The sequence below is a fragment of the Bradyrhizobium sp. CCBAU 11434 genome (assembly GCF_028128895.1).
Taxonomy (GTDB): Bacteria; Pseudomonadota; Alphaproteobacteria; order Rhizobiales; family Xanthobacteraceae; genus Bradyrhizobium; species Bradyrhizobium zhengyangense.
This window is the reverse complement of sequence record NZ_LBJX01000102.1, coordinates 1-17,944: the sequence shown is the minus strand read 5'-3', so window position 1 is coordinate 17,944 and position 17,944 is coordinate 1. Positions and strand designations below refer to the sequence as shown.

The following is a 17,944-nucleotide window of genomic DNA, read 5'->3' as shown; positions in this document are numbered from 1 at the left end:
ATCCAGAATCTTTCTGCAGCGGCAATCTGGATTGCTTCGCTGCGCTCGCAATGACGGAGTGTGCGGTTACGGCTCTCCAATTGCCGCAAGCACTTCCTTTGCCGCCCGCTCCCCACTATCCCGAGCCCCATGCGCCGTCGTGAAGAAATTCGGCGACGTCGCTTCTCCCGCAAAGAACAGGCGTCCATCCACCGGCGCGGCAAGCACGGCGCGGTCGCCGGCATGCCCCGGAAGCGCGTGCGAATAGGAGCCTCGCGCAAACGGATCATGCCCCCAGCGCGACTCGTATAACGGCTTCAGCTTGCGGCGGATGTCGTTGCCGAGGAAGCCTGATATCTCGTCGATGCTGTGTGCAGCGATGGCGCCATCGCCGGCTGCTTCCAGCGCGCGGGCGAAGCTGCCGCCGAAAAAACCTTCAATGCAGGGCTGGCCGAACGGGCGGATGTGATAGGTGCCCATCTCGGTTTTCATGGTGGCGCCGCGCAGATTTCCTTCCCTCGGAAAGGCCTCGGCGCCGTCGAGCGCGAGCGTCACCTTGTCGTCGACGCCGAGCGGCAGGCCGGCCGCGGCATCGACCTTGGTTGGCAACGGCGGCGAGAAGCGGATCGCCTCATCTGCGATCAGATTGGTCGGCACGGTGACGATCACCTTGTCTGCGGTCAGCGTGCCCAGCGATGTCTCGATGCGGACACGCTTGCCGGAATGATCGATCAGCGTGACGTTGCAGTTCAGCGCCACAGGGCAGGGCGCGCCATAGGCCGCGATCAGCGCACCATAGCCGCGGCGGACGCGCCAGTTGAGCTCGCTGTCCTCATAGGCGTCCCAGTCGAGCGTCGACATGTCCTTGAGCTCGCAGCCGTTGATGTAGGTCGAGATCGCGTCGATCATCGGGTTCCAGCGATTGCCGGGCTCGAGGCTCAGGCTCGCGGGCTCGTCCTTGCCCTTCTGCGCGGCCTGCCACAGCCGGTCATAGAAGGCGTCCATCGCGCGCATGAAATCGTCGCGCTCGGCTTGCGGAAAGGCATTGCCATAGGCGCGCTCGCGCCAGGGCGGCAGATCCTTGTTGAGCTCAAAGTTGAGTTGCCGCGCGATCGGCACGAAGGAATTCTTGTCGGCAGAATGCAGCCAGCCGCACCCGACGTCGAAGGTGACCTCAGGCGAGGCCTGCACCGTCCAGGCGCGGCCGCCGAGCCGGTTGCGCGCCTCCAGCACGATCACCGAGAGGCCAGAGTCTCCCAGCGCATGCGCCGCGCCGAGGCCGGCGGCACCGGCCCCGATGATTGCGACGTCGACGGAGGAGGGGAAGGACATGAGCGCGAATAGTGAGTGGCGAATGGCGAGTAGGGTACAGTAATCCGTCGTCGGGGCCAAAGGCCCCTATTCGCTACTCGCCATTTCCTATTCGCAGCCTTACGCCACCGCTTCCTTGGCCTTTTCCGCGCGCTTGCGCTCGTTGGGGTCGAGGTGCTTCTTGCGCAGGCGGATCGACTTCGGGGTGACCTCGACGAGCTCGTCGTCCTCGATATAGGCGAGCGCCTTTTCGAGAGTCATACGGATCGGCGGGGTCAGGCGCACGGCTTCGTCCTTCGAGGTCGTGCGGATGTTGGTGAGCTGCTTGCCCTTGAGCACGTTGATCTCGAGGTCGTTGTCGCGGGTGTGCTCGCCGACGATCATGCCCTTGTAGACCTTCCAGCCCGGCTCGATCATCATCGGGCCGCGGTCTTCCAGCTTGAACATGGCGTAGGCCACCGCCTCGCCCTGGTCGTTGGAGATCAGGACGCCGTTGCGGCGACCCTGGATCTCGCCCTTGTACGGGGCATAGCCGTGGAACAGGCGGTTCATGATCGCGGTGCCGCGGGTGTCGGTGAGCAGTTCGCCCTGATAGCCGATCAGGCCGCGGGTCGGCGCGTAGAACACCAGGCGCAAGCGGTTGCCGCCGGACGGCTTCATCTCGACCAGCTCGGACTTGCGCTCGCTCATCTTCTGCACGACGACGCCGGAATGCTCCTCGTCGACGTCGATCACGACCTCCTCGATCGGCTCCAAGGCGCCGCCGGTGGCTTCGTCCTTCTGGAACACGACGCGCGGGCGCGACACCGAGAGCTCAAAACCCTCGCGGCGCATGGTCTCGATCAGGATCGCGAGCTGCAATTCGCCGCGGCCGGAGACTTCCATCGCATCCTTGTCGGCGGCCTCGACGACGCGCAGCGCAACGTTACCCTCGGCTTCGCGCAACAGACGGTCGCGGATCATGCGGCTCGTCACCTTGTCGCCTTCGGTGCCGGCGAGTGGCGAGTTGTTGACGATGAACGACATCGACACGGTCGGCGGATCGATCGGCTGGGCCGGCAGCGGCACCTCGACGGTCGGATCGCAGAAGGTGTCGGCGACGGTGCCCTTGGTGAGGCCCGCAATCGCGACGATGTCGCCGGCTTCGGCTTCCTCGAGCGGCGTGCGCTCGAGGCCGCGGAAGGCCAGGATCTTGGTGATGCGCCCGGTTTCGACCAGCTTGCCGTCGGCATGCAGCACCTTCACCTGCTGGTTCGGCTTGAGCACGCCCGACGAGATGCGGCCGGTGATGATGCGGCCGAGATAGGGGTTGGCCTCGAGGATGGTGCCGATCATGCGGAACGGACCTTCCTCGACCTTCGGCGGCGCGACGTGGCGCAGCACCAGGTCGAACAGCGGCTCCATGCCCTTGTCCTGCGGACCCTCGGGGCTCTCGGCCATCCAGCCCTGCTTGGCTGATCCATAAAGAATGGGGAAGTCGAGCTGCTCCTCGCTGGCGTCGAGCGCCGCGAACAGGTCGAACACCTCGTTGATGACTTCGGTCGGACGTGCGTCGGGACGGTCGACCTTGTTGATGACGACGATCGGCTTGAGGCCGACCTTGAGCGCCTTGGAGACCACGAACTTGGTCTGCGGCAGCGGGCCTTCGGCGGCGTCGACCAGCACCAGGGCGCCGTCCACCATGTTCAGGATGCGCTCGACCTCACCGCCGAAATCGGCGTGGCCTGGCGTGTCGACGATGTTGATGCGGGTGTCTTTCCACTGCACCGAGGCCGCCTTGGCCAGAATGGTGATGCCGCGCTCGCGCTCCAGATCGTTGGAGTCCATGGCGCGATCCGTCACCTTCTGGTTCTCGCGGAACGTGCCGGACTGCTGGAGGAGCTTGTCGACGAGGGTCGTCTTGCCGTGGTCGACGTGGGCGATGATGGCGACGTTGCGGAGATTCATGAGTGAGCTTCTTTGCGGTCGGACAATGGGTTAAGCGCGATCTCGCCGGTCAAGCCGGGACCTGTTCACGGACAACGCTGGAAACGTGGAAAACGGGGCCTGCTACGCCCAAAAAGGAAACCCGGCCATATCGACCGGGTAGCCTATGCGTTTGCGCCGCAATATAGGCAAAAAACGCCAAAAAACAATGCGTTCTTTCAGGGTTGGTTGATTGAATTTTGCCCGGGAATCCCCGGGGCTTAGGGGTATCCCGGGCCAAACCGGCCCTTGTCCGCGAGCCGGCCGTCCCGATCAGCTTGCGCGGCTCTCCGGCTCCTCGGTCGGATAGACGCCGCGCAGCACCTCCTCGAAGTGCAGCTTCACGGCATCGTTGCAGAGGCAGGCGCGCAGGCGCAGGCCATCATGATTGCGGACCAGGATCGCGCCGCGCCGCGTGTCGAGCACGCCTTCGGCCTTGAACGATTGCAGCACGCGGCTGGCATAGCTTCGGCCGACGCCGAGCAATGTGGCGAGCTGCTCATGTGTCAACGGCACGCTGTGCTCGTCGCCGGTTCGCTCCATCGCCGCCACGATCCATTTCGCCGTGCGCTGCTCGATCGAGTGGATCGCGTTGCAGGCGGTCGACTGGAAGATCTGTGCCAGCATGCAGTCGGCGTAGCGGGCAAAGATGTTGCGCAGCGACGGCGAGCGCGCCTTGGCCGCCTCGATCTTGCCGACGTGAACACGTGCGAATGGTCCGCCGAATTTCACGCAGATGCGGGTATAGGCCGGCAGAAATCCTTCGCTGACGATGCCGCCGACGGCGCCTTCGCGGCCGACCAAAATGGTCTCGACGTCGCGGCCGTCCTCGTTCGGAACGAGGAACGTCGCGAGCGATGGTCCGCACGGAAAGTGCACGACCTGGACATCGTCGCCCGGGCTGTAGAGCAGATGGTTCGGGCCGACCTCGTCAACGGTGACATGTGGTGCGAGCAGCGCATAGTCCGCCGCATTCAAGCGCCGCAGCAGATTGTTGGCTGGGCGGCTGTCGATCTCGCTCGTCTTGCTGATGCGTGCATCCATCGTGAAATCCCCCGTCCTCCTCTCCACACTAGCGATCTCCGTCCACGGCCTGTGTGCACATGTGGACAGACGTCAAAACTGTTCTGTGGTGAGTTTCGTTCCGGGAACCCTCCGATGCGCTGGGCGCAGGCGTCGGCCAGAGGCTGTCCAGATCGGTAGAAAAATGCAGCCCTCGATAGCCAGGATCATGATACCTGTTACCCCGGCCGGCGCGGCCGACACCCCCGCTGATGTGCTGATCGTCGAGGACGATCCGATCATCGCGATCGATTTCGAGGATCGCCTGTTCGGATTCGGCGTGACAAGCGTGCGCACCGTGGGCTCGGTCGCGCAGGCGCTCGATGCAATCGCAAGGCGCGCGCCCGATTTCGCACTGCTTGATGTCGAGCTGATCCGCGAGAAGAGCTTTGCGATCGCCGAGCGGCTCGCCGCGCTGGACATTCCATTCGTCTTCGTCACCGGCTACGGCGCCGAGACAAGCATTCCCGCGCAGTTCGCTGCGCGTCCGCGACTGCAAAAGCCGTGCTCCAGCGATGCGCTGGAGGCGGCGTTACGGGCCCGCGGCAGCTAAATCAGCTTCAGGCGAGCCTCGGATCGAGCGTGGTCGACCACAGCGCGACGTCGGCGCGGTCGCGCAACGTGACTGTCATCTGGCCGGAGGCGCCGTCGATCTTGACGTGACCGAAGAACTGCATGCCGGCGGATGGCGGCAGGTTCTGCCTGTCGAGACCGGGCGCCTTGACGAAGCGCACCTCGGGTCCAAACGTGTTGTCCATCTCGCCAGGCCCGAACGTTCCCGCATGTAGCGGACCCGACACGAATTCCCAGAATGGCTCGAACTCCTGGAACTGCGCCTTGTCCGGGTTGTAATAGTGCGCGGCGGCGTAATGCACGTCGGCGGTCAGCCAGACCGTGTTGTTGATCGGCGCCATCTTGATGAAGCGCAGGATGTCGGCGATCTCGAACTCTCTCCCGCGCACCGGGCCGTCGCCCTGCGCGAAAGCTTCCGACCCCTTCTTGTTCGCCGCATCGTCGTAAACGAGGATGCTGAGCGGCATGTCGGAGGCGATCACCTTCCATGTCGCGCGCGAGTTGAGCAGGCCGCGCTTCAGCCAAGCCATTTGCTCCGGCCCGAGGAAATAGCTGGCCGGACCGTACTCGGTCTCGAGATTGGCGCCGTTCGGGCCGCGATAGCTGCGCTCGTCGAGCACGAACACGTCGAGATGCGGACCGTAGGAGATCTTGCGATAGACCCGGCCCGGCTCAACGATGCTCTCGCGCATCGGATACATTTCGTGGAAGGCGCGGCCGGCGCGCGCGGCGAGCAGCGAGATGTCACGCACCTTGTAAGTCGACGGCAAGTCCTTCGACAGCGACCAGTTGTTGGTCACTTCGTGATCGTCCCACTGCACGAAGATCGGGACTGCGGCATTGAAGGCGCGGACATTGTCGTCGGTGAAATTGTATTTGTGCGCGGCACGGAACTCGTCCAGCGTCTCCGCGACCTTGGCCTTCTCGGGGATGGTGACGTTCTTCCAGGTCTTGCCGTCGGCAAGCTTGACCTCGGAGGGGATCACGCCGTCGGCATAGATCGTATCGCCGGAATGCAGGAAGAAGTCCGGGCGGTGCTTGTGCATCGCCGAGAAGGTGAGCATGCCGCCGTCATCGGGATTGATGCCCCAGCCCTGGCCGGCAACGTCGCCACCCCAGACGAAGCTGACGTCGCGGCGGTCGGCCGGCGCGGTGCGGAAGCGGCCGACCACCGGCTCGCCCTCGATCGCAGTATGGGAGAGGTCGCGGAAACGGACGCGGTAGAAGATGTCCTGTCCGCCGGGAAGATCGTCCACCAGCATCTTCGCGGTGAAGTCGCTCTCGGGCAGCGCCGCGATCGGCGGCAGCGCGCGGGCGTCCTTGAAGGTATCAGTCGTCGCCACCTCGACCAGCATCTGCGAGGGCCGATCGGACCGTGCCCAGATCACGCCGCCGTCGACGGTGACGTCGCCGGACTGCACGCCATGGGTGACCGCGGGCCGGTCGGCCGCGCGCGACAGATGCGGCATCGCGATCGCGCCAAGCGCACCGGCGCTGGTGGTGAGAAATTTGCGACGGGAGAATTTGATCTTCATGGCGATGCTCTCGATATCGCGCGGCGCCGCCGAGGCGGCGGTCACGTGGATGAAGTCAGAGGCTATATTGAGACAATGTGACGCGACAATTACGCGCGCAAGCCGCTTATGCGTTGCCGGCGGCCCGGAATTGCGCACCCGCGCGTTGCAGGTTCTGCGGCAGGCTGGACAACACGGCTTTGCGATCGGCGACCGCGGCGTGGAATTGGTCGAGCGCGATATTGAAGGCGGCGAGTGCGCCCTCCTCGATGGCGCCGTGATCGTAGCAGCGCAAGGTGTCGCGCAGGATCCCGTCGGCCTCGGCCTGCATCTGGTCAAGTTCGTCGATCGTCTCGCTCTTGCGGGCCGCGGTGAGCATGTCGAGCAGACGTTCGCGTAAGTGACTGTTGTTGTCGCGCTCGTCCTTCTTCAGATAGCCCGCGAACCAGGCGCCGAGCGAGCCCGTCGCCGAAAGCGCCATCAGGCTCCACCAGATGTAATCGCTGTATTTGTCGAGGAAGGTCTTCTCCTCGCCGTCGACGAAGGCGGCGGCGCCCGGATGCACGGGGATCACCGCGTCCTTGTCGGTGTCGGGCGTCTCGATCTTCGCGGCCTGCGGGAAGTCGGTCAGCAATTGCTGGCGCACGGCGAAGAGCTGCCGGGTGAAGGCCGCAACCGTGGTTTCGGACAGGCCTTTGCGCGCCACGACGTGGTGCGAGAAGCTGATGGTCTTGACCTCGTCCTCGGGACGATCGGGTGAGCCGCCATAGGTGCCGGCGGGAATTTCCGAGGCTTCATAGACCGGATGGTTCTGCGCGATGGCGTCCGCCGAATCGATCGCGAGGAAGGTCGGCGAGCCGCCGTCCTTGGCGGAGGCGGCGATCGCATCCGCTGTGATCTTGCTGTTGACGGGGCCGGCCGCGAGATAGACGTCCGCCTTCTGCGCCTTGATCGCCTCGGCGACTTCGCTCGCCGGGAATTGCACGATCTCGACCTTGGCAGGATCGACGCCGTATTGCTGCAGGATCACCTTGAGCAGATTGACGTTGGCCGCCGTGCGACCGACCACGCCGACGCGGTGACCGGCGAGCTGCGAGATCTTGGTGATCTTCGCGCCCTTCTTCTTGCCCTTGCCGGGCACCGACCACAGCACCACGACGTTCTTGCGCAGCGTTGCGACGGCTTGCGCGTTCTTGGGCACATCGAGATCGCCGCGCACGATGGCAAGATCGACCTTGCTTTCGGCGAGCTGGTCCGCACTGGCGGTGGCGCCGTCGGTCTGGACCGGCCGCAGCCGCACAAAACCTTTGCTCTGCGCGAAGGCCTGCGTCAGCGCCTGCACCACCTTGACGTCGTCGCTGTTGGCGGGGCCGACCGCGATCCTCAAGGTCACCGGTCGCATCGCGAAATAATAGCCGCCGGCGAGCGCACCGACGATGGCGAGCACCAGCGCCAGAGACACGAGCGCTGTCTTCCGCGCCGCGGATCGCGGCGAAGGCGGAGGGGGCGCTTCGGCCAGGTTTGAATCCCCGGTCATCGATCTCCCAAACAGGCGCTTCAGGCTCAGCTTCATCTTGGCCAGCGATTTACGCCCGCAATTGTAGCAAATTTCTTGTCCGCCGGGGTTACATCTCCGTCATGGTTAGCGGATCGGCCAAACCCGAGGGTGAACCCCGACGTAAGCACGGTGTTAGGGTAAAGTTCCCCTGAAATGGAGGTCATCATGGCAGAACGTCTATTGGCGGACGCACGCAAGCAGGCGCTGGGCACCCTCCCCGGCTGGGCCGAGGTCCAGGACGGCAAAGGGATCGGGAGGACCTTTGTCTTCAGGGATTTCAACGAGGCCTTCGGCTTCATGACCCGGGCGGCGCTGGTCGCCGAGAAAATGGATCACCACCCGGAATGGCGCAATGTCTACAAGACGGTGGAGGTGGTGCTGTCGACCCATGATGCCGGCGGTGTCACCAAGCTCGACATCGAGCTTGCCACCACGATGAACGCAATTGCCAAGCTGACGCAGGGCTGACGTCTTGCGGGTCCGGGCCGCATCCCCATCTTGTGATCGTCACCGGATGCGGCCTTCGGTCGCGCCGCCCTAAGCGGGAGTTCTGAGAGATGGCTGCCGAACACAGCGTCGGCTTCGAGCCGGCCGATCGGCTCGCGGAAGATCGTGAAAGCGTGCGCCGCCGGTTCTGGCGCAAGCTGAAGCGCGTCGCTGCGCATCTGCCGTTTACGGAAGATCTGCTCGCCGCCTATTACTGCGCGTTCGACCGCCAGACCCCGCGCCATGTCCAGGCGTCGCTGTTGGGTGCCATCGCCTATTTCATCCTGCCGTTCGATTTCATTCCGGACGTAATGCCCGTCCTCGGCTTCACCGATGACGCCGCCATTCTGGCCACCGCCATCCGCATGGTCGCCAGCCACATCACATCAGAGCATCGCAAAGCCGCGCGTGCGGCGCTGAAGCGCGGCGTGGATGAGGCGGAGGAGAAGGCGGAAGCGGCGTAGCAGCCGCCCTCACTCCGGCGTCGTCCTGGCTTTCGCCAGGACGACCCGTTGATAGAGTCTGCGATCTCACGTCACGGATGCAGGATCACCTTGCCCATGGCCTGGCGTCCCGCCAGCACCTTCAGTGCGTCGGCGGTCTGGGCCAGCGGGAAGGTGCGGTCGACATGCGATGAGATCTTGCCTTCCGCCGTCCACTTCACCAGCTTCTCGAGATTGGCGCGGTTCTTTTCCGGATTCTGCCGGGTCCATGCGCCCCAGAACACGCCTCTGATATCGCAGCCTTTCAGCAGCGCGAGGTTCAGCGGCATCTTCGGAATGTCGCCGGCGGCAAAGCCGATGACGAGGAAGCGTCCTTCCCAGGCGATCGAGCGCAACGCCTGTTCGGCATACGCGCCGCCCACCGGATCGAAGATGATGTCGACGCCCTTGCCGCCGGTAAGCTTGCGCAAACCTTCCTTGAGATCTTCCTTGGCGTAGTTCAGCGTCAGCTCGGCACCGTGCGCTTTGGCGAATTCGAGCTTCTCCTCGGACGAGGCGCAGGCGATCACCTTGAGGCCCATCAGCTTGCCGAGCTCGCATGCGGCAAGACCGGTGCCGCCGGCCGCGCCCAACACTGCGAGGGTCTCACCCGGCTTCGGGCTCGCGCGGTCTTCCAGCGCATGCAGCGCCGTGCCGTAGATGATGATGATGCCGGCCGCGCGGTCGTAATCGAGATTGTCGGGAATCTTCACGATCCCTGCCGCCGGCAGCGCGATCTTTTCGCGCGCGCCGTTATGACCGCAGGAGGCGACCACGCGATCGCCGACCTTCAGATCGGTGACGCCGGGGCCGATGCTCTCGATCACGCCGGCAACTTCGGCGGCCGGTGAGAACGGGAACGGCGGCTTGATCTGGTACTTGCCCTGGATCATCAGGATGTCGAAGAAGTTAAGCGCCGCTGCCTTGATCGCGATCACGGCTTCGCCGGGACCAGCCACCGGATCCGGCACATCGGCGAGCACGAGATCGTCGGGCTGGCAATATTGCGAGCAGAGGATGGCTTTCATGGCGACACCTTGGGGCGTTCGGGGTGGAATGAATGTTGGGCCGTTTCTGCCGGATTTAATGCAACCGGACAATCCGGATTCTTTGTCTCGGATGGCGCGACGTCCTATCCTCGCGTCATTGCGAGCGCAGCGAAGCAATCCGGAGTCCGTGCCGCGGAAATAGTCTTGATTGCTTCGCTGCGCTCGCAATGACGAAACCCGCGGAGAAAGGGATTCAAACGATGTTTGAAACAGGTCTGCTTAGGGGCAAGCGCATCCTCGTCACTGGCGGCGGCTCGGGCCTTGGCGCTGCGATGGGACGCCGCTTCCTCGCGCTCGGCGCCGAACTCGTGATCTGCGGCCGCAAGCTCGACCGTCTCGAAACGACCGCAGCTGAGATGCGCAAGGAGACTGGCGGGAAGGTTACGACATCAGCATGCGATGTTCGCGATGGTGCCGCGGTCGATGCGATGATGGATGCGATCTGGCGCGAAGCGCCACTCGATATTCTCGTCAACAACGCTGCCGCGACCTTCATCGCGCAAAGTGAGCATCTGTCGTTCCGCGCCGCCGATGCGATCCTGGCGCCGACGCTGCATGGCGCGATGTACTGCACGCTCGCTGCCGGCAAGCGCTGGATCGAGGGCAGGCACAAGGGTGTCGTGCTATCGATCCTCTCGACCTCGACCATCACCGGCCGCGCCTTCACGGTTCCCTCGGCCATGGCGAAATCGGCGGTGCTGGCGATGACCAGGAGTCTCGCGGTGGAGTGGGGCCCGAAGGGCATCCGCACCGTCGCGATCGCGCCGGGGCCGTTCCCCACCGCCGGCGCATCGGGGCAACTGCGACCCGAGGGCCGGGACGAAGGCTGGACCACCCGCAACCCGTTGGGACGCGTCGGCGAGCACAGCGAGCTTGCCGACCTCGCCAGCTTCCTGGTCTCGGACCGTGCCGGATATATCAACGGCGAGATGGTGGTGATCGACGGCGGCGCGCATTTGCGCAGTTCCGGCGCCGAGGATCTGTTGCGATGGACTGATGCGCAATGGGCGGAACAGCGCGCCGCGCGGTCGAAAAGCTAACCGTGATTGCCCGTTAACTGCCTTCCCAAACTGGACTTTCCCGGTTATCCCTGCACGGGGACAAATCGCCGCCGGGCCATCTTCCAGTCACAATATTGAGGGAACCACTCCAGCATGTGGCGGGCGCTCTTTTTGGCTTTGATGACTGGCGTGGCGGCGTGGGGATTGAGTGAGTCCGCGCGCGCCCAGACGACGCAACCGGCGCCGAAGGCAGCGGCAAAGCCGGCCGCGACGGCCGCCAAGACGGCAACCAAAACGGCAGCCAAGCCCGAGAGCAAGCCGGCGACCCCCGCCGCGGCCGTTGCGGGTGGCGCGGAGCCGACGCTGATCGGCCAGTTCGGCACCTGGGGCGCCTATGCGGCGACACCCAATGGCAAGAAGGTCTGCTTTGCGCTGGCAAAGCCCTCCTCGTCGAAGACAAATCCGCCGAACCGGCCGCGCGATCCCGCCTATGCCTTTGTCTCGACCCGGCCGGCCGAGAAGGTGAACAACGAAGTGTCTGTCATGATCGGCTACGCGCTGAAGCCGGGCTCGGAATCGACGGTCGAGGTCGGCGGCGCCTCCTTCGCGATGTACACGCAGGGCGACGGCCTCTGGATCAAGAATGCGGCCGAAGAGGAGCGGATGGTGGAAGCCATGCGCAAATCCGCCGATCTCGTGGTCAAGGGCACCTCGGCCAAGGGCACGGAGACGACCGATACGTTCTCGCTGAAGGGTCTCGCCCAGGCCCTGGACAAGATTGCGCAGGATTGCCGGCATTAAGGCTGCGGGCGGGAAGGTCGCAATCGGCGGACCCGGTTGCTATATAAGGCCGGTTCCAGATTTTCTTTCGTCATTCCGGGACGATGCGCAGCATCGAGCTCGGAATCTCGAGGTTCCGGGTTCGACGCTTCGCGCCGCCCCGGAACGACAACATCATCAGGCCTATTCAATGCAACCGACGACCGAGCCGCGCGACGCAATCCTGGTGGAGAAGACTCCGCTCGAAACCTATGTGCCGCCGGCCAAGCCGTCGCTGATCGGGCTGTCGCGCGCCGAGCTTGCCGATCGCCTCGGCGAGATCGGCGTCGCACCGGCGCAGCGCAAGATGCGCGTGCAGCAGCTCTGGCACTGGCTCTATTTCCGCGGCGCCCAGAGCTTCGACGACATGACCTCGATCTCGAAGGGCATTCGCGCCGAACTCGCCCAGCATTTCACCGTCGATCGACCCGAAGTCGTGGCCGAGCAGATCTCCAACGACGGCACCCGCAAATGGCTGCTGCGGCTGCCGAGCGGCGACAATGTCGAGAAGGCGCATGAAGTCGAGTGCGTCTACATCCCCGAGACCGATCGCGGCACGCTCTGCGTCTCCTCGCAGGTCGGCTGCACGCTGAACTGCTCGTTCTGCCATACCGGCACGCAGCGCCTGGTGCGCAACCTCACCGCCGGCGAGATCGTCGGCCAGATCATGGTCGCGCGCGATCGCCTGAACGATTGGGCTGACCGCGAGGACGGCACGCGCCGCGTCACCAACATCGTGATGATGGGGATGGGCGAGCCGCTCTACAATTTCGACGCGGTGCGCGATGCGCTTTTGATCGTCGGCGACAACGAGGGCATCGGCATTTCCCGCCGCCGCATCACGCTGTCGACCTCCGGCGTGGTTCCGAACATCGTGCGAGCCGGCGAGGAGATCGGTGTGATGCTCGCGATCTCGCTGCATGCGGTGCGCGATGAGCTGCGCAACGAGCTGGTGCCGCTCAACCGCAAATATCCGATCAAGGAATTGCTGCAGGCCTGCCGCGATTATCCCGGCGCCTCGAACGCCCGCCGCATCACGTTCGAATATGTGATGCTCAAGGGCGTCAACGATTCGCTCGACGATGCAAAGCTCTTGGTGAAGCTGCTCAAGGGCATTCACGCCAAGATCAACCTGATTCCGTTCAATCCCTGGCCCGGCACGGCCTATGAATGCTCGGACTGGGACCAGATTGAAAAATTCTCCGAATACATCTTCAACGCCGGCTATTCCTCGCCGGTGCGCACCCCGCGCGGCCGCGACATCCTCGCCGCCTGCGGCCAGCTCAAGTCGGAGACGGAGAAGCTCAGTGCACGCGAGCGCCAGGCGCTACGCGCCATGGCGATGACGGATTGAGGATGACCGTCCGCGTTCTCGCATCCCTGTCATTGCGAGCGCAGCGAAGCAATCCAGAGTCTTTCCGCGGCGGCAGTCTGGATTGCTTCGCTGCGCTCGCAATGACGACTACGGTGGCTTTCCCCGCATGTCCCTGATCGGCCGCCTCATCGTTATCTTCATCGCCTTTCTCGCCGCCTGTTTCGTCGGCGGCATGATCGTCGTCGGTGCGCTGCTGTTTCCGGAGTTTTCCGATCTTGGCGCGGGTCCGGTCGATCAGGGCACGATCGACATCCTGCTCGGCTTCGGCTTCATCTTCGTCTCGGGTTTCGCGCTGGTGCCGGCGGCGGTGATCGTTGCGATCACCGAGGCGCTCTACATCCGCAGTGCGCTTGCCTATGCGGTCGGCGGTGGCCTTGTCGGGCTCGCTTGCTATCTCGGTCTCATCCCGTTCCATACCGATACGTTTCAGTTCGAAGGCGTCGTGCGCCGCCATCTGGAGATCATGACCGGTGCCGGCATCGTTGCCGGCGCCGTTTATTGGTTGATCGCCGGCCGCAATGCCGGCGCCTGGCGCATCCCGCCGGCCCCGCGCCGCCCGCCTCCGCCACTGCCGTCGCATTCAAGGCCGGATGCGCGGTGAGTTTAAGCGACCGTGCCTGAGTGGCGCAGAGCTGCGCCACTCATTCAGTGTCGTTCCGGCCTTCGCCGGGGCGACATTGTTGAAGCATTGCGTTTCGACGGCATCGTGATCGCCCGCGTCCCCGGCCGAATCCAGGGTTTCCATCCCCCTCCCACTCCGCTAAACCGCGCGTCATGAACCGGACTGGACTCTTCATCGCCCTGGCGCTGTGGCTCGTGATCGGCGTGGTTTTCGGCCTCTATCCCGAGCTTGATCTCAAGCTCGCCGCGTTGTTCTTCGACCCCGCGACAAAAACCTTTCCGCTCAAGCTGAACGACTGGGCCGGGATCGCGCGAGATGCTGCGATGTGGGTGTCCTGGGCGTTCGTGCTGCCGTCGCTGGTCGCGCTCGTGGTCAAGATGATCAGGCCCGACCGTCCCCTGATAGTGTCGGGACGCGCGATCGTGTTCCTGCTGGTTACGATCACACTGTCGGCGGGCATTCTCACCAACCTCACCTTCAAGTCCTATTGGGGCCGGCCGCGACCGGTGGTGGTGACCGAGTTTGCCGGCGATCAGCAGTTCGTGGCGTGGTGGGATCCGCGCGGCGATTGCGAACGCAATTGCTCGTTCTTCTCCGGCGAAGGCGCGACCGCGTTCTGGACGCTGGCGCCCGCTGCCCTGGCACCGCCGGCGTGGCGGCCGCTCGCCTATGCGGGCGCGGTGGTGTTCGGTCTCACGACCAGCGGGCTCCGCATGGCCTTCGGCGGCCACTTCTTCACCGATGTCGCAACCGCCGGCCTCGTCACCTTCGTCGTGATCTGGTTGGGTTTCGCGCTGATCTACCGCTGGCCGCGGACCCGGTTTTCGGACGAGGCGGTCGATGCGGCCCTGACCCGGCTGAACATGCCCGCCTATAGGCTCCGCAAGCGCCTGTTCGGCCGCAAGACCGGTCCCGCACCCTCGATTTGAGCCATTAAATGGGTGCCGAGGCGTGCGAAATTTGATATTCGCGCGGTCACGCCACACCAGCCAATAGCCCCCTGAGACCCGATTGGAAGCCCCATGACCACGATCCTGAAAAGCCTGCCCAAGGGCGAGAAAGTCGGCATCGCTTTTTCGGGCGGCCTCGACACGTCGGCGGCGCTGCTCTGGATGAAGCAGAAGGGCGCGCGCTGCTACGCCTATACCGCCAATCTCGGCCAGCCCGATGAGGCCGACTACAACGAGATCCCGCGTAAGGCCGAAGCGTTCGGCGCCGAGAAGGCCGTGCTGGTCGATTGCCGCACGCAGCTGGTGCACGAAGGCATCGCCGCGATCCAGTCCGGTGCCTTCCACATCTCGACCGGCGGCATCACCTATTTCAACACCACGCCACTGGGACGCGCGGTGACCGGCACGATGCTGGTCGCGGCGATGAAGGAAGACGGCGTCAACATCTGGGGCGACGGTTCGACCTTCAAGGGTAACGACATCGAGCGCTTCTATCGCTACGGCCTGCTGACCAATCCAAGCTTGCGCATCTACAAGCCCTGGCTCGACCAGCAGTTCATCGACGAGCTCGGCGGCCGCGCCGAGATGTCGGCGTTCATGACCGCGCAGGGCTTCGCCTACAAGATGAGCGCCGAGAAGGCGTATTCGACCGACAGCAATCTGCTTGGCGCCACGCACGAGGCCAAGGATCTCGAAAGCCTCGACAGCGGCATCAAGATCGTCAACCCGATCATGGGCGTGCCGTTCTGGCGCGACGATTGCGTCGTCAAGGCCGAGAAGGTCGTCGTGCGTTTCGAGGAAGGCCAGCCGACGGCGCTGAACGGCAAGACCTTCTCCGATCCCGTTGCGCTGTTCCTCGAAGCCAATGCCATCGGCGGCCGCCACGGCCTCGGCATGAGCGACCAGATCGAGAACCGCATCATCGAAGCCAAGAGCCGCGGCATCTACGAGGCGCCCGGCATGGCGCTGCTGCACATTGCCTATGAGCGTCTCGTCACCGGCATCCATAACGAGGACACGATCGAGCAGTACCGCATCAGCGGCATGCGCCTCGGCCGCCTGCTCTATCAGGGCCGCTGGTTCGATCCGCAAGCCTTGATGCTGCGCGAGACCGCGCAGCGCTATGTCGCTAGCGCCGTCACCGGCGAAGTCACGCTGGAGCTGCGCCGCGGTAACGACTACTCCATCCTCAACACCGAGAGCCCGAACCTGACCTACGCACCTGAAAGGCTCAGCATGGAGAAGGTCGAGGACGCCGCCTTCACGCCGGCCGATCGCATCGGTCAGCTCACCATGCGCAATCTCGACATCGCGGATACCCGCACCAAGCTCGGCCTCTATTCGAAGACCGGCCTGCTGTCGGGCAGCGAAGGCTCGCAGATCTTCAAGCTCGAGAGCGACAAGGGCTGAGGCCCACCCCACGAATGCACGACGTGTCGCGCCATCGCGTGCAACAACCAAAACAAAAATGGCCGGGATCGCTCCCGGCCATTTTCTTTTTTCGATGTTCTTACTGGCGCGGCGGAGGCGGCGGCGCTGCGTTGGCCTGGCCGCCATTGAGCAGCGGCGTGATGCGGCGGACGGTGACGCGCCGGTTGATCAGGCTCGGGCCGTCGGTCTGCTCCTTCAGGTACTGCTTGCCGTAGCCCTGTGAGGTCAGGTTTTCCGCGGGCACATTGAACTGCTGCGTCAGCAATTCGGCCGCCGCCTGCGCCCGGCGATCCGACAGCGACAGATTGTCGACGTCGTTGCCGACCGCGTCGGTGTGGCCCTCGATCAGGAACACCTCCTGCGGGTTGGCCTGGATCGCCTGGTTGATACCGTCGGCGATCACCTGCAACCGCGCCGCCTGGTCCGGCGGAATGGTCCACGATCCCGTCGCGAAGTTGATCGTGTTGACGTCGATGCTCGGCATCTGCATGCGAACGTTCGGCGAGTAGCGGATCTCGTCGAGCGAGTAGCGGCGATCGATCCGCTGCACCGGCGGGGCCCGCATGGTCTCGTAGATCACGTCCGGCGACGCTTCCTGGGCGTCGACGATGTAGCGATCATAGGGGATGCTGACCACCGGCGGCGGCACGTCGACATAGAAGCCGCCGACCGCGCGCGGATCGCGGTAGGTGTTGTCGATGATCACGATCTCACGCCCGCGCTGATCCCTGCGGATACGGCGCATCAGGCTGCCGTCCGGACCGACCACCGTGATGATTTCGGTGCCATCAGGACGGATCACGACGGTGCGGGTTTCGCCGCCGATCGTCTCGGTGCGGATATCGCGGGCGCCGTAGCGGAAGCGATAGAGATCGTTGCCACGGACATATTCCTGCCCGCCCGGGTCGCGGATGATGATGCGATCCGGCTCGGTGTAGATGGTGCGGCCGCCTTCGACGACCTCCTGCCGCTGGTTGCGGTAGTCGGCGATGGTGGCGCCGATCACGGCACCGGCCACGACGCCCGCACCGATGGCCAGCGGCGTCAGGTCACGCTGCGGCGGACGCGGCGGCGGCGGCAGTGGCGTGGTGGTCGTCGGTGCCGCGCGGAAGGCCGAACTGACTGTCGGCGGAGCGTTCTGCGCCTTGTTGGGCGGGACCGTGGCGGCCGCCGAACCAGGGACGATAGACGGCGCTGCTGCGCCAGCGGGTGGCGCGGGTGGTCGGGGCGGGACGCCTGCCTGCGGCGATGCAGGCGTTGTGCCGGCAGCAGGCGCGCCTGCGGGCGGCGCTCCACCCTGACGTCCGGGAAGCGGCGTCGCGCCGCCGGGCGCCGGCGTTGCTGTTGGAGTCGGGGTTGGAGCCGTTCCTGCAGCCGGCGGAGCGCCGGGACGTCCGGGCGGCGTTTTGCCAGGCGCTGGCGTTGCCCCCCCCCCCCCCCCCCCCCTGGGTGTGGCTGTCGGGGTCGGAGACGGCCGGGCCGCCGGTGCTGCAGGTGTCGGCGTCGGCGCAGGCGTGGCTGTCGGGGCCGGAGACATCGGCCGAGCCGCGGGCGTTGCGGGCGTCGGCGTTGGGGCAGGCGTAGCCGTCGGCGCAGGCGTTGCCATGGGCCGGGCCGCGGACGGCGGTGTGGTTGGGGGTGGCGGAGGTGTTGGTGTTGCGGCCGGACGAGCCGGGGTCGCGGTCGGCGCCGGGAGCGGTGCAACGGGAGCGTGCTGCTGCGGAGGCGGCGGGGGCGGCGTCGGGGCGTGCTGCTGCGGCGGTGGAG

General features: G+C 64.9%; 16 protein-coding genes. 9 read left to right on the top strand and 7 right to left on the bottom strand.

All coding sequences use genetic code 11. The features are described 5' to 3' along the window. Positions 1 to 66 precede the first annotated feature (66 nt). The 3 genes from XI06_RS37305 to XI06_RS37295 form a co-directional block, all read right to left on the bottom strand. Positions 67 to 1,311 carry a flavin monoamine oxidase family protein gene (locus tag XI06_RS37305; RefSeq protein WP_271607612.1) on the bottom strand — a complete coding sequence of 415 codons (1,245 nt, stop codon included), beginning with the start codon at positions 1,309 to 1,311 and terminating at the stop codon, positions 67 to 69. Between the two features lie 99 nt (positions 1,312 to 1,410). Beyond that, a complete protein-coding gene (gene typA, locus XI06_RS37300) occupies positions 1,411 to 3,237 on the bottom strand; it encodes a translational GTPase TypA (protein WP_128949018.1) in 1,827 nt (608 codons plus the stop codon). A gap of 291 nt (positions 3,238 to 3,528) precedes the next feature. Further along, positions 3,529 to 4,299 (bottom strand): Crp/Fnr family transcriptional regulator, encoded by a 771-nt coding sequence (locus XI06_RS37295; RefSeq protein ID WP_237861138.1) that lies wholly within the window; start codon positions 4,297 to 4,299, stop codon positions 3,529 to 3,531. Between the two features lie 187 nt (positions 4,300 to 4,486). Here XI06_RS37295 and XI06_RS37290 point away from each other — a divergent pair, with 187 nt between their 5' ends. After that, the gene (locus tag XI06_RS37290; RefSeq protein WP_271607611.1) at positions 4,487 to 4,870 is read left to right on the top strand and encodes a response regulator; all 384 of its coding nucleotides are present in this window, start codon (positions 4,487 to 4,489) and stop codon (positions 4,868 to 4,870) included. Between the two features lie 7 nt (positions 4,871 to 4,877). On the opposite strand, the gene XI06_RS37285 is transcribed toward XI06_RS37290, so the two are convergent. Next, a complete protein-coding gene (locus tag XI06_RS37285; RefSeq protein ID WP_271607816.1) occupies positions 4,878 to 6,425 on the bottom strand; it encodes an alkaline phosphatase D family protein in 1,548 nt (515 codons plus the stop codon). Positions 6,426 to 6,531: 106 nt separating this feature from the next. Beyond that, positions 6,532 to 7,977, bottom strand: coding sequence for a TAXI family TRAP transporter solute-binding subunit (locus XI06_RS37280; RefSeq protein WP_271607610.1), 1,446 nt, complete (start codon positions 7,975 to 7,977; stop codon positions 6,532 to 6,534). A gap of 150 nt (positions 7,978 to 8,127) precedes the next feature. Here XI06_RS37280 and XI06_RS37275 point away from each other — a divergent pair, with 150 nt between their 5' ends. Beyond that, a complete protein-coding gene (locus XI06_RS37275; protein WP_271607609.1) occupies positions 8,128 to 8,430 on the top strand; it encodes a 4a-hydroxytetrahydrobiopterin dehydratase in 303 nt (100 codons plus the stop codon). 89 nt (positions 8,431 to 8,519) lie between these two features. Then, positions 8,520 to 8,912: a YkvA family protein gene (locus XI06_RS37270; RefSeq protein ID WP_271607608.1), complete on the top strand. Its 393-nt coding sequence runs from the start codon at positions 8,520 to 8,522 to the stop codon at positions 8,910 to 8,912. Positions 8,913 to 8,983: 71 nt separating this feature from the next. On the opposite strand, the gene XI06_RS37265 is transcribed toward XI06_RS37270, so the two are convergent. Beyond that, complete coding sequence (locus tag XI06_RS37265) at positions 8,984 to 9,958, bottom strand: NADPH:quinone oxidoreductase family protein (RefSeq protein ID WP_237861145.1); 975 nt, start codon at positions 9,956 to 9,958, stop codon at positions 8,984 to 8,986. A 221-nt stretch (positions 9,959 to 10,179) separates the two neighbouring features. On the opposite strand from XI06_RS37265, the gene XI06_RS37260 reads away from it, so the two are divergent. The 6 genes from XI06_RS37260 to argG all read left to right on the top strand — a co-directional run bounded on the left by XI06_RS37260 (position 10,180) and on the right by argG (position 16,156). Continuing rightward, positions 10,180 to 11,019, top strand: coding sequence for an SDR family oxidoreductase (locus XI06_RS37260; protein WP_271607607.1), 840 nt, complete (start codon positions 10,180 to 10,182; stop codon positions 11,017 to 11,019). A gap of 114 nt (positions 11,020 to 11,133) precedes the next feature. Next, positions 11,134 to 11,781 carry an invasion associated locus B family protein gene (locus XI06_RS37255; RefSeq protein WP_237861147.1) on the top strand — a complete coding sequence of 216 codons (648 nt, stop codon included), beginning with the start codon at positions 11,134 to 11,136 and terminating at the stop codon, positions 11,779 to 11,781. A 169-nt stretch (positions 11,782 to 11,950) separates the two neighbouring features. Next, the gene (rlmN, locus tag XI06_RS37250) at positions 11,951 to 13,153 is read left to right on the top strand and encodes a 23S rRNA (adenine(2503)-C(2))-methyltransferase RlmN (RefSeq protein WP_237861148.1); all 1,203 of its coding nucleotides are present in this window, start codon (positions 11,951 to 11,953) and stop codon (positions 13,151 to 13,153) included. 127 nt (positions 13,154 to 13,280) lie between these two features. Further along, a complete protein-coding gene (locus XI06_RS37245; protein ID WP_271607606.1) occupies positions 13,281 to 13,775 on the top strand; it encodes a hypothetical protein in 495 nt (164 codons plus the stop codon). Positions 13,776 to 13,948: 173 nt separating this feature from the next. After that, a complete protein-coding gene (locus XI06_RS37240; RefSeq protein ID WP_271607605.1) occupies positions 13,949 to 14,725 on the top strand; it encodes a phosphatase PAP2 family protein in 777 nt (258 codons plus the stop codon). Positions 14,726 to 14,818: 93 nt separating this feature from the next. Continuing rightward, on the top strand, positions 14,819 to 16,156 hold the full coding sequence (argG, locus tag XI06_RS37235; protein WP_271607604.1) for an argininosuccinate synthase: 1,338 nt from the start codon (positions 14,819 to 14,821) through the stop codon (positions 16,154 to 16,156). Between the two features lie 100 nt (positions 16,157 to 16,256). Here the strand turns inward: argG and XI06_RS44030 are convergent. Then, positions 16,257 to 17,944, bottom strand: a 1,688-nt coding sequence (locus tag XI06_RS44030) for an OmpA family protein (protein WP_442869491.1), incomplete at its 5' end; no start/stop codon positions are given.